The organism is Mesorhizobium sp. M8A.F.Ca.ET.021.01.1.1 (assembly GCF_003998025.1).
Lineage (GTDB): Bacteria > Pseudomonadota > Alphaproteobacteria > Rhizobiales > Rhizobiaceae > Mesorhizobium.
Genome location: NZ_RZSJ01000151.1, coordinates 1 through 11,427 on the forward strand (window position 1 = coordinate 1; position 11,427 = coordinate 11,427).

12 protein-coding genes and 1 pseudogene are annotated in these 11,427 nt (G+C 64.2%); 9 read left to right on the forward strand and 4 right to left on the reverse strand.

What is annotated here, in order from left to right:
- The coding region (locus EOA36_RS14265; RefSeq protein WP_127278190.1) for a GntR family transcriptional regulator at positions 1-815 on the reverse strand (815 nt) is incomplete at its 3' end.
- A 230-nt stretch (positions 816-1,045) separates the two neighbouring features.
- On the opposite strand from EOA36_RS14265, the gene EOA36_RS14270 reads away from it, so the two are divergent.
- The 9 genes from EOA36_RS14270 to EOA36_RS14320 all read left to right on the forward strand — a co-directional run bounded on the left by EOA36_RS14270 (position 1,046) and on the right by EOA36_RS14320 (position 9,268).
- A complete protein-coding gene (locus EOA36_RS14270; protein ID WP_127278191.1) occupies positions 1,046-2,110 on the forward strand; it encodes a spermidine/putrescine ABC transporter substrate-binding protein in 1,065 nt (354 codons plus the stop codon).
- A gap of 326 nt (positions 2,111-2,436) precedes the next feature.
- Complete coding sequence (locus EOA36_RS14280; RefSeq protein ID WP_127278201.1) at positions 2,437-3,279, forward strand: ABC transporter permease; 843 nt, start codon at positions 2,437-2,439, stop codon at positions 3,277-3,279.
- Positions 3,272-4,066, forward strand: a complete 795-nt coding sequence (locus EOA36_RS14285; RefSeq protein WP_127278193.1) for an ABC transporter permease — start codon at positions 3,272-3,274, stop codon at positions 4,064-4,066. The genes EOA36_RS14280 and EOA36_RS14285 overlap by 8 nt, the downstream gene beginning before the upstream one ends.
- Positions 4,063-5,136 carry an ABC transporter ATP-binding protein gene (locus EOA36_RS14290; protein ID WP_127278194.1) on the forward strand — a complete coding sequence of 358 codons (1,074 nt, stop codon included), beginning with the start codon at positions 4,063-4,065 and terminating at the stop codon, positions 5,134-5,136. Before EOA36_RS14285 ends, EOA36_RS14290 begins: the two co-directional genes overlap by 4 nt.
- A 12-nt stretch (positions 5,137-5,148) precedes the next feature.
- The gene (locus EOA36_RS14295; RefSeq protein WP_127278195.1) at positions 5,149-6,423 is read left to right on the forward strand and encodes a glycosyltransferase; all 1,275 of its coding nucleotides are present in this window, start codon (positions 5,149-5,151) and stop codon (positions 6,421-6,423) included.
- A 229-nt stretch (positions 6,424-6,652) separates the two neighbouring features.
- A complete protein-coding gene (locus EOA36_RS14305; RefSeq protein ID WP_127278196.1) occupies positions 6,653-7,003 on the forward strand; it encodes a cupin domain-containing protein in 351 nt (116 codons plus the stop codon).
- A 28-nt stretch (positions 7,004-7,031) separates the two neighbouring features.
- Entirely contained in the window at positions 7,032-7,373 is a 342-nt protein-coding gene (locus tag EOA36_RS14310; protein WP_127278197.1) for a cupin domain-containing protein, read from the forward strand.
- 21 nt (positions 7,374-7,394) lie between these two features.
- Positions 7,395-7,739, forward strand: a complete 345-nt coding sequence (locus tag EOA36_RS14315) for a cupin domain-containing protein (RefSeq protein ID WP_095202811.1) — start codon at positions 7,395-7,397, stop codon at positions 7,737-7,739.
- A gap of 20 nt (positions 7,740-7,759) precedes the next feature.
- Positions 7,760-9,268, forward strand: a complete 1,509-nt coding sequence (locus EOA36_RS14320; RefSeq protein WP_127278198.1) for an aldehyde dehydrogenase family protein — start codon at positions 7,760-7,762, stop codon at positions 9,266-9,268.
- Positions 9,269-9,413: 145 nt separating this feature from the next.
- On the opposite strand, the gene EOA36_RS14325 is transcribed toward EOA36_RS14320, so the two are convergent.
- From EOA36_RS14325 to EOA36_RS38250, 3 genes and pseudogenes are all read right to left on the reverse strand, one after another.
- Positions 9,414-10,232: a hypothetical protein gene (locus EOA36_RS14325; protein WP_127278199.1), complete on the reverse strand. Its 819-nt coding sequence runs from the start codon at positions 10,230-10,232 to the stop codon at positions 9,414-9,416.
- Positions 10,233-10,517: 285 nt separating this feature from the next.
- On the reverse strand, positions 10,518-11,279 hold the full coding sequence (locus tag EOA36_RS14330) for a glucose 1-dehydrogenase (protein ID WP_127278200.1): 762 nt from the start codon (positions 11,277-11,279) through the stop codon (positions 10,518-10,520).
- A gap of 13 nt (positions 11,280-11,292) precedes the next feature.
- Positions 11,293-11,427: pseudogene (locus EOA36_RS38250) on the reverse strand (ABC transporter permease); the annotation flags it as partial.

An 11,427-nucleotide genomic window follows, 5' to 3' on the forward strand; every position in this document is an offset into this window, starting at 1 on the left:
CTCTCAAGATGGTCGAGTATGTTCAGGTGTTCGCGCAACGATTGCTTCAGCCGGAAGACGTTGACGCCGGCATAGATGCCCGGAAGCCGCCGCAGCCTGAGGTGATCGGCCAGCGCGTCGGCGACGAAGCGGTTGGCGCTGCCTTCGGCGATCATGCCGTGGAAATCGATGTCGAGCCGCTGGAACTCGCGTGTATCGAACGCGGCGTCGGGCAGCGCCGATAGCGCCTCCATGCCCTGGCGCAACATCGCGGCGCGCGCGCCATCGAGCCGGAAGCCGGGCGTCAGGATGGCGGCGGGCTCCAGCAAAAGCCGGAACTCGTAGCTTTCGCCCTGCGCCCCGGGATCGTCGGGCGCACGGCGGAACAGCCAGGATTGACCGGGAGCGCGATCGAGAAGATTCTCCTCCGTCAGTCTGTTCAGAGATTTTAGTACCGTCTTTCGCTCAGCACTGTACCGCCGCATCAGCCCGGCGACGGTCACTGTCTGGTCCAGGCGCCGCGCCGAACGGTCGCGCAGGATGGCTTCGGCAAGCTCGTCTTCCTCGGCGGCGGGCAATTCGGCTGATATCGCCGGCTGCGCGGCGAGGTCGATCGCCAGGTGATATCCGGTGTCCGCCTCCCAGCGCACGACACCCTGCTCCGCGAGCAGGGTGAGTGCCGCCCGGACCGGAGTGCGCGAGACGTTGCACAGCGAGGCGATCTGCTGCTCTGGCAGGCGTGTGCCGGGCGCGAAGCCACGTTGCCGCGCCACATCCAGGATGCGCTGGGCCAGATCGAGATGGTTGGTGCGAGGTCGTCGGGTTGCGGCTTGCATGACATTCTCGTGGAACGGACGTGACCTCGTTGATTTGACCGATCGCCGGCACGGACGCAATCGGCCAGATTCCGAGGCCGGTTGTCAAATTATGGATTGACGTACTTTTTTCTGCAATAGTACTGTCAGTGCAATCGGCGACAAAAGACCGAGGGACAGGATCGATGCAGCGGCGCATGTCGCGCGGGTCCAGCACGAATTCGACAAACCAACCGGAATGGGAGCCTGCCATGACTGCTACCAGCCTGCGGCGCCGTGCGCTGAGAATGCCTTCGATCGCCCTCGGGCTTGTCGTGGCGCTGTCCGCGCCGGCGATGGCCGCCGACCTCGTCATTTCCAATTGGGACGGCTACATGGCGCCCGACGCCATGGCGTCTTTCAAGACCGCGACGGGCGTTTCCGGCGAAGTCGTGGTGCACGCCACCAATGAAGAGATCATGGGCAAGCTGATTGCCGCCGGCGGCAAGGGCTATGACGTGGTTTTCGTCTCCTCGCCCTTCGCCGAGGTTCTGAACAAGCTCGGCCTGACCGAGCCGATGGACCACGCCAAGATCCCCAATCTCGCCAACCTCTATCCCGAAGCGACCAAGCTGCCGCACGATGTCGGCAACACTTTCTCCGTGCCCTACACCTGGGGCACGACCGGCCTCTGCTACCGCTCGGACCTGGTCAAGACGGCGCCCACGAGCTGGAGCGACCTGCTGGCGCCGTCGGATGAGCTGAAGGGCAAGACCACCATGCTGGCGACTGATCGCTGGCTGCTCGCCGCCGGGCAGCTCGACAAGGGTTTCTCCGTCAACGAGACAGATCCGGCCAAGATGGCCGAGGTCAAGAACCTCTTGATCTCGGCCAAGAAAACCCTGCTCGCCTATGACGACACCACCTTCTATTCGAAACTGGTTTCCGGAGAAGCGCTGATGGTCCAGGCCTGGGACGGCTGGTGCAATTACGGCATCGCCGACAAGCCGGAGATCAAATACATCATTCCCAAGGAAGGTTCGGATCTCTGGGTCGACACGATGGTGGTGATGAAGGCCTCCGAGCACAAGGATGCCGCGTTCCAGTTCATCAACTTCATGCTCGATGCCAAGAACCACGCCTGGGCGGCCCAGAATATCGACTACAAGGTTCCGAACAAGCCGGCGATGGAAAGCCTGCCGGCCGATTTCCTGGCAAAATTCCCCAACATGGCGATGCCGGTGGCCGACCTCGTCAAGTTCGAGCAGTTGCGTGACGTCGGCGAAGCCCAGCGCGACTATTCCAAGATCGTCAGCGAGATCAAGGCCGCGCAGTAAGATCGATTGCTGGAATCACGCTTGCGTTCCTTCACGCCCCCCTTTGAGCTGCCGGCCATCTCCCCCTCAAGCGGGGAGATCGGCTGGCTCGCGGGCCTTCGCCAATCTCCAGCGCAGCGCCCCCTCATCCGGCCGCTTCGCGGCCACCTTCTCCCCGGCGGGGAGAAGAGGCTGGAGCCAGCTCTGGCGCGCTCCTCTCCCCTCGGGGAGAGGTCGGATTGTCCCGAATTGCCCTTCGCAATTCGGTTGGCAATCCGGGTGAGGGGGAACTCGCCTGCTGCCAGCGAGGGCGCGGCGTGATACGACCATCCCGCTCCTCCTTGCTGATGGCCCCGGCGCTGGTCTGGTTGACCGCGCTGATGGTTGTGCCGTGCGCGCTGGTGCTGGCGCTCGCCTTCTTCCGGCGCGGCATCTATGGCGGCATCGACTACACCTTCACGCTAGAGAATTTCGGGCAGGTCTTCGACCCGCTCTATGCCGGCATTTTCCTGAACTCGGCGCGCATTGCCGGCATCGCCACGCTGATCGCGGTGGTGATCGGCTATGCCGCCGCCTATGCCATCGCGGCCGCCCCGCGCCGCTGGCAGCCGGTGTTCCTGTTCTTCGCCGTGCTGCCGTTCTGGTCCAACTACCTGATCCGCACCTATGCCTGGATCGTGCTGCTCAACCGCGAAGGGCTTGTCACCCAGCTCCTGCGCTGGGTGGGCTACACCGGTGAACCGCCCTCGATGCTCTACACCGAAGGCGCGGTCATCGCCGGCCTGGTCTACAACTATCTGCCCTTCGTCATCCTCGCCTGCTACGCGCCTTTGTCGCGGCTCAACCCGGAACTGGCCGAAGCCTCGCGCGATCTCGGCGCTTCGGCGATGACGACGTTTCGCCGTGTCATCCTGCCGCTGACCGTGCCCGGCATCGCCGCCGGCGCCGTCTTCGTCTTCGTGCTGTCGATCGGCAATTTCGTCACCCCGGCGCTGCTCGGCGGCGGCCGCTTCCAGATGATCGGCAACCTTGTCTACGACCAGTTCCTGACCGCCAATGACTGGCCTTTCGGTGCGGCCCTGGCGATGGCGCTGATCGCCATCATGCTGCTGGTGCTGATGGCGCAAGCGATCGCCGCCAATCGCGCCTCTGGCCGTACCGCGGAAGCCGAGGGCAACGCGAATGGCTGAACGCTCACCAGCCACACGGCACATGCTTTGGCTCGTGTTGAGTCTCGTCTTCGCCTTCCTCTACATCCCGATCGCCGTGCTGGTGGCGCTGTCCTTCAACGAAGGCGGGCTGCCTACGGCATGGTCGGGCTTTTCGCTGAAATGGTACGTCTCGCTGGCCGGCAATTCCGCCATCCTGTCCGCCGCCTTGAACACGCTGATCGTCGCACTGGTCTCCACCGCAATCGCCACCTTGCTCGGCACGCTGCTGGCGATCGGCGTCGAGATGCGCCGGCAATATGGCAAGGGGCTCGAGGCGCTGATCTTCGCGCCGATGATCATTCCCGACATCGTGCTGGCAATCGCGCTCCTGTCGTTCTTTTCGATGCTCAACCTCACCATGGGCCTGCACACCATCATTCTCGCCCATGTCGTGTTCAACCTCGCCTTCGTCTGCTCCGTGGTGCGTGCCCGGCTGAAGAGTTTCGACTGGTCGATCGTCGAGGCTTCCACCGATCTCGGCGCCTCCGCCATCACCACCTTCCGGCGGATCACCTTGCCGGTGATCGCGCCGGCCGTGATTGCCGGCGCACTGCTCGCCTTCACGCTCTCGGTCGACGAGTTCATCATCGCCTTCTTCACCGCAGGCGCGGGCCGCGCCTCGACCACGCTGCCGATGCAGATCTACGCCATGATCCGCTTCGGCATCACACCCGAGATCAACGCCCTGGCCACCATCGTCATGGCGGTCTCGGTCACCGCGCTGACCCTGTCGCAGCGGCTCAACCGGGGAATAACAGGCCAATGAGCGAACCGCGCACGCTGCTGGCCATCGATCACGTGTCGAAGAATTTCGGCCGCGTCGCCGCCGTCGACGGCATCTCGCTGGATATCCGCGAGAACGAGTTCTTCGCGCTCCTCGGGCCATCGGGCTGCGGCAAGACCACGCTCTTGCGCATGCTGGCCGGCTTCGAGACGCCGAGCGACGGGCGCATCCTGCTCGACGGCAAGGACATCGCCAGGACGCCGCCCAACAAGCGGCCGGTCAATCTGATGTTCCAGTCCTACGCGCTGTTCCCGCATATGAGCGTGCGGGCCAATGTCTCCTATGGGCTGGAGATGGAGCGCTTGCCGGCTAAAGAAATCCGCGCGCGCGTCGACGCCATCCTGGCGACCACCGAACTCGTGCCCTTCGCCGACCGCAAGCCGGAGCAACTATCGGGCGGTCAGAAGCAGCGCGTGGCGCTCGCCCGCGCCTTGGTCAAGCGCCCGCGCTTGCTGCTGCTCGACGAGCCGCTCGGCGCGCTCGACAAGAAGCTGCGCGGCGCCATGCAGCTTGAACTGAAGCGCCTGCAGCACGAGGTCGGCATCACCTTCGTCATCGTCACCCACGACCAGGAAGAATCGCTTGTCATGGCCGACCGCATGGCCGTGCTGAAGGACGGCAAGCTCTTGCAGTGCGACTCCCCGCACGCGATCTACGAGCATCCGGCCGACCGCTTCGTCGCCGACTTTATCGGCGTGATGAATTTTATCCCCGGCAAGGCGTCATCCGATGGCGTGGTGGCCGCGAATGGCGCAGGCATCGCCGGCAAGGTTCCTGGTTCGCTTACATCAGGCTCAGCTGCAGTGGCGTCCGTGCGGCCCGAGCGCATCCGGCTGTTCCCGTCACCGGAAACAGCCAACCGCACCACGGGCGTGGTCGAGGTGCTGGCCTATCAGGGGCTCGACCTGCAGCTGCATGTCCGCACGCCGCTGTCGCCGAAGCCGTTCCTCGTGCGTGTAACCGCCGACGCAGCCGACCGGCGGCCGGTCGCATTGGGCGACCAGGTCGAACTCGGCTGGGATGCCGCCGACGTCAGAATTTTCGCAGAGTGAAGGAGAAGCCTGATGGCGCAGAAGACGATCGCGTTTTTTCCCGAAGCCGCCTACGGCCCGGCGCTCAATTCCGTCGGCATCGCTCAAGCCGTGGAGGCGCGCGGACACAAAGCGGTGTTCCTGTCCGACCCGGGCTTCGTCGATGTCTACAAGGGCTATGGCTTCGAGGCGCATCCGGTGAACCTTTCCGAACCGATGCCGCCCGAGCAGATGGCCAAGTTCTGGGAGGACTTCATCAACGGCCACATCCCCAACTTCCGCAAGTCGCCCTACGACCAGGTCGACAATTACGTCAAGGATTGCTGGACGGCGATCGTCGACAGCGCCAAGTGGGCGCAGAAGGACCTGCCGCGCGTGCTTTCCGCCATCAAGCCTGATGTGATCTGCGTCGACAACGTCATCCTGTTCCCGGCGATCAAGCAGTTCGGCAAGCCGTGGGTGCGCGTCATCTCCTGTTCCGAAAACGAGATCGAGGACGAGGGCATCCCACCGCATCTCTCCGGCTGCGGCGAAAACGACCATGCCGGACACCAGCGCTACCGCGATCACTTCAATGCCGTGATCAAGCCGATCCATGATGACTTCAACGCGTTCCTCGGCGCCAATGATGAGGCGCCCTATCCGATCGGCCAGTTCTTCGAGGCTTCGCCCTATTTGAACCTGCTGCTTTATCCCGAAGCCGCGAAATTCAAGCGCCGCCATCCGCTCGATCCGGCAAAATTCCAGTATTTGGAAGGCTGCGTGCGGCAGGAAAAGCCCTATCCCGTCCCGGCCTTCGCCAAAAACAACGACGGGCCGCTGCTCTACGTCTCCTTCGGCAGCCTGGGGGCCGGCGATGTCGACTTGCTGAAGCGGATCATCGCGACGCTGGGCAAGACCCGCTACCGCGCGCTGGTCAATGTCGGCGGCTACAGGGATCAGTACACCGACGTGCCCGGCAACGTCATCGTCGACAGCTGGTTCCCGCAGCCTTCGGTGATCCCGCAGGTCGATGCCGTGATCCACCATGGCGGCAACAACTCCTTCACCGAGTGCCTCTATTTCGGCAAGCCCGCGATCATCATGCCCTATGTCTGGGACGGCCACGACAACGCCACCCGGGTCCAGGAAACCGGCCATGGCTTCGGCATGCCGCGCTACGATTGGACGGACGCGGAGTTGATCGCGAAGATCGAAGCCTGCCTGACCGATCCGAAAATGAAGGCGAAGCTGGCGCAGACATCGGCACAGATGCACGTGCAGAATGGACCTGAGAAGGCTGCGGGTTTGCTGGAGGTGTTGCTGTGATTGCGATGTTTGACACGCCGAGCCAAGGCGCCCCCCTCTGGCCTGCCGGACATCTCCCCCACGAGGGGGGAGATTGGATGTCGCGACTGCCTTCGCCAATTTTCGACGTCGATGACGAAACGCCGAGGCCGAAGTTGCCGATCTCCCCCCTCGTGGGGGAGATGTCCGGCAGGACAGAGGGGGGCGCCGTAGAGCACGAGCTTCTCAGGCGGCGCGCAGGAGCATCAGCATGACTTCCTCCGCCCCGCACCTCCACCAGGCCTCGACCCGCACCGACCTCGTCGACTGGGGCGTCCAGCCCGATGCCCTGTCGGGCGTCTCCCACTCCACCGGCAAGCTCGTGCACAAAGGGCCGAACAACCAGCCGGAATCCGGAATATGGGTCTGCACACCGGGCCGCTGGCGGCTCTCGATTCCGCGCGACGAACTGTGCCACTTCGTCGCCGGCCGCGCGACCTACCGGTCGGATGTCGGCGAGGTGATAGAAATCTCCAGGGGAAGCGTGGTCATGTTTCCCGCCGGCTGGACGGGCAAATGCACCGTGCATGAGACCATGCGCAACGTCTACATGCTGGCCTGAGCAAGAATAAGCCGCAGAGGAGCAAGACATGCCGACACCGCATTGGCCTGAGGCCTCGACCGTGGAGCTGGAAGATTGGGGCGCGGGCGCCAACACGCTCGCCGGCGCGCCGCGGGCCTCAGGCACGATCCTCTCCAGGAATCCGGACGGGTCGAGCGAATGCGGCCTGTGGTCGTGCACGCCGGGCACCCGCAAGGTCAGCTTCGCCGCCGACGAGTTCTGCCATTTCCTGTCGGGGCGCGGCAGCTATGTCAGGGAGAATGGCGAGGACATCCCGGTCGGAGCCGGCACGCTCGTCTTCTTTCCCGCCGGCTGGACCGGCATCTCCATCATCACGCAAACGCTGACCAAGGCCTTCATGTGCCGGTGAGCACTTTACCAGGAAAATCCTATGACCACGCCGATCATGCAATCGCCGCTTGCCATCACGGACCTCGTCGACTGGGGCGTCATCCCGACAATGATCGAGGGGCAATCCCATACGTCGGGCAAGCTGCTCCACAAGGGGCCGGAAGGCCGTTCGGAATGCGGCCTCTGGGTCTGCACGCCAGGCAAGTGGCACTGCCACGTCACCCGCGACGAGTTCTGCCACTTCCTGGAGGGGCGCTGCACCTACGTGCATGAGTCCGGCGAGGTCATCGAGATCGAGCCGGACACGGCGGCCTTCTTCCCGCAGGACTGGAAAGGCGTCTGCACCGTCCATGAGACGATCAAGAAGGTCTACATGATCCGTTGAGCGGATCCGAGAGGATGTCCATGCATTTCTCCCCCGGCCGGCCGATTTTCTTCGTCAATCCGGACTACCGGCCAATGACCGGCGCGAACAGGCCGGTAATCGATCCGGCGACGCTGGAAACCGTCGGCGCGATCGCGGCGGCCAGCGACGGCGAGGTCGACACCGTGCTCACCGCCGCGACCAAGGCGCAGCTTGCCTGGAAAAAGCTCGACGCCAAGAGCCGGGCAAAGCATCTGCACGCCGTCGCCAACGCCATCGAGGCGGCGGACTTCACGCGCTGCGCCGAACTGATGGTGCGCGAGATGGGCAAGCCCTATCCCGAAGCCATCGGCGAGATCGCCAATTGCGCGCCGATCTTCCGCTACTATGCCGAGATGGCGCGCGACGATGCCGGCAAGATCGCCGGCACGACGCAGGCCGGCTCGTTCCAGTATGCGCGCTACGAGCCCTATGGTGTCTCCGTCCACATCATGCCCTACAACTTTCCGATCCTGCTGATGTGCTGGACCGTCGCGGCCTCGCTCGCCGCCGGCAACGCCTGCGTCATCAAGCCGGCGGAAGCGACGACGCTCTCGACGCTGGACTACATGACCGTATTCCGGTCGCTGCCCGAGGGCCTCGTCTCCTGCTTGCCTGGTGGCGCGGCCACCGCGCAGGCACTGATCACTGCCGATCGCACCCATGCGGTCGCTTTCACCGGCTCGGTCGCGGCCGGCAAGGCGGTGGCCGTGGCCTGCGCGGAACGCATGAAGCCTTGCGTCATCGAGGCCGGCGGCAGCGATCCGCTGATCATCAGCCAGCACGCGCCGCTCGACGTGGCGGCGGCTGGCTCCGTCACAGCCGCCTTCCACCTCACAGGCCAGGTCTGCACGTCGGCCGAGCGATTCTTCGTCGTCGATTCGGTCCACGATCGCTTTGTCGAACTGTTTGCCGAGAAGACACGGGCGCTGCGCATCGGCAACGGCATGGACAGAACCGAGATCGGCCCGCTGGTCAGCGAGGCAGCACGGGCCAAGGTCATGCGGCTGGTCGACGATGCCATCTGCAACGGCGCCACGGCCATTACCGGCGGCCGCATCCCGCCGGAGCACAACACCGGCTGGTTCTACGAGCCGACCATCCTGACTGGCGTCACCCCAGACATGGCGATCGTGCGCGAGGAGTGTTTCGGCCCGGTCGCCGCCATCTGCCGGGTTAGGGATTTCGACGAGGCGATCCGGCTTGCCAATGACAGCCCGTTCGGGCTCGGCGCTTCGGTGTTCACGACGGATCTGGCCGAAGCGCATGAGGCGGCCGAACGGCTCGAGGCCGGCATGGTCTGGGTCAACAACCCGCTGATCGACAATGACGCCCTGCCCTTCGGCGGCTGGAAGGCTTCCGGCCTTGGCCGCGAACTCGGGCGCCAGGGGCTCGACGCCTTCCGCCGCTCGAAGATGGTCATCATCGATCACAGACCGGCCATCCAGGACTGGTGGTATCCCTATCCCGACAGCTGGTTTCGCGAGACCGGCGGCCGCAAACACGTATGAAGAATGGCGCGCGGCAACACCGCGCGCCCTATCCTTATGCCTCGATCGCTACGACCAGGACGTGCGAGCAGGAAAAGCAATGCCGCCGGGCAAAGCCCAGCGGCATCTTCTTCGACTGGCTACCGCCTTTTTCAGGGACGATCCGCTACGGCGTCGTTCCCGCCTGAAGCTTGGCCGCCATCTGATCGATCTTGTCGGCAAGGACGCCTTGGGCCCAGGCCGTGACATCGGCGTCGACGGGCTTGTTGGCCATATCCGCCAGTGCCGCGTCGAGCGCCGCCGGATCCGTGCCGACCGCTGCCGCGGCAGCGTCGGCCTCGGCCTGGTCGGCCGCCGCATTGTCGGCGGCCACCACGGCCTCCTGTGCGGTGACATCTGCCTGCAGGGCCGCTATCTGGCCAGGCAAGGCCGCCTGTTCTTCGGGCGTCATGGCGGCGATCTGATCCGGCGTCAGCGACGTCAGCGCGCTCAGCTGCGAATTCAGGTCATCTAGCTGGGCTTGGGCGGCGGCGGCCGTGGCGGCGGCGGCAGCGGCCGCTGCTTGCGCATTCTTGGCCGTCGCCGATTGCGTCACGAAGGCCTGAATGCCGGCGAACTTCTTGCTCTTGGAATTCATGTAGGCGTTGATGTTGCGCTGCAGCGAGTTCAGCCGGCCGAGTTTGGCGTGAATGTTCTTGTCCTTCGGTACGGACGAGACTGTTGTGGTCGTATCGACCGTGGTGTCGGTGGTTGTGTCGGTTTCCGTCTTGGCTGCATGTCCCGGTGCCGACGACGACTTGCCATGCGAAGCACCGCTGTTGCCGTTGCTATTACCGTGGGTGCCGCCGTTGCCATTGCCACCGCCATTCCCGTTGCCGCCGCCGTTACCTCCGCCATTGCCATTGCCGCCATTGCCGGCGAGCGCCGGAGACGCCAGAAGCGCCAATGCGGCCAGCGCCGCGAACAGAGTTTTCCGGTTTGTCATGTTAATCTCCTTGGGAATCGCCTACTCGCCCACCGCTGAACCATCTGGGTATGAGAAATCGCTAATTATACCCGGTAAACTTTAGACAAACTCGGTCGCAATCCGAGAGCGGACGCCGTTACCAAGCTGTAACGAGTTGAAAAGTCACAGAAATTGCCGCTCTGGTCCTGCCATGGCACTGAAGTCCCATGACAACCAGACCATAGTCCTGTGCCGTCCGACGCCACGCAAACCGCAGCAAAAAGGGGGCTGAAATGGGAAGGTCGATAGATGAAAGCGTCGGTGTCAGCCGATACTTTCGCCGCCATCGATCACCAGCGCCTGCCCGGTCATGAAGGACGAGCGGTCCGAGACGAGGAACAGGATCGCCTCGGCGATCTCTTCGGCCACGGCCCAGCGCCCCATCGGGATCTTGGTGCGGACATAGGTTTCGATCGCCTCGCGTCCGCCCATCTGGGCGATGAACGGTTCGTTGAAGGGCGTGTCGACCCAGCCCGGGCAGAGCGCGTTGACACGCACATTGTGCCGGGCATAGTCGAGCGACATCTGCCTGGTCATCGCCACCACGGCATGTTTCGATGTCGCGTAGGCGATCATCTCGCGGTCATAGAAGACACCCGAATTCGAAGCCGTGTTGAGGATGACGCCGCCGCCTTGCGCAATCATCGACGGCATGACGATCCTTGCCGCGAGAAACTGCGCCCGCACATTGACCCGCCACGAGGCGTCCATGCCGGCGGTCTCGACCTCGGTCAGCGTGCCGCCGACCTGGATGCCGGCATGATTGTGCAGGATGTCGATGCGCCCATGCTTCTCGAGCGTGCCGGTTATCAGGTGCTCGACAGCCACGTCCTCCCCGACATCGGTGGCGATGGCCTCGGCCCGGCCGCCCACTGCGCGGATGCCTGAGGCTGTTGCCTCGCCGGCGGCCGCATCCCGGTCGGCGATGACGACCACCGCACCTTCCCTGCCCATGATCATGGCGCCGGCACGCCCGATGCCGGATCCGGCGCCTGTCACCACGGCGATGCGGTCTTTGAGGATCATGGAGCAGCAGCTTTCAGTTGGATGGCTTGCGCTGGCGCAGCTGCCATTGGGCAAGCACCACGAGCAGGACGGAAGCGACGAGCACGATCGTCGCGATGGCGTTGATCTCCGGCGTCACCCCGCGCCGGATCGACGCGAACACATAGAT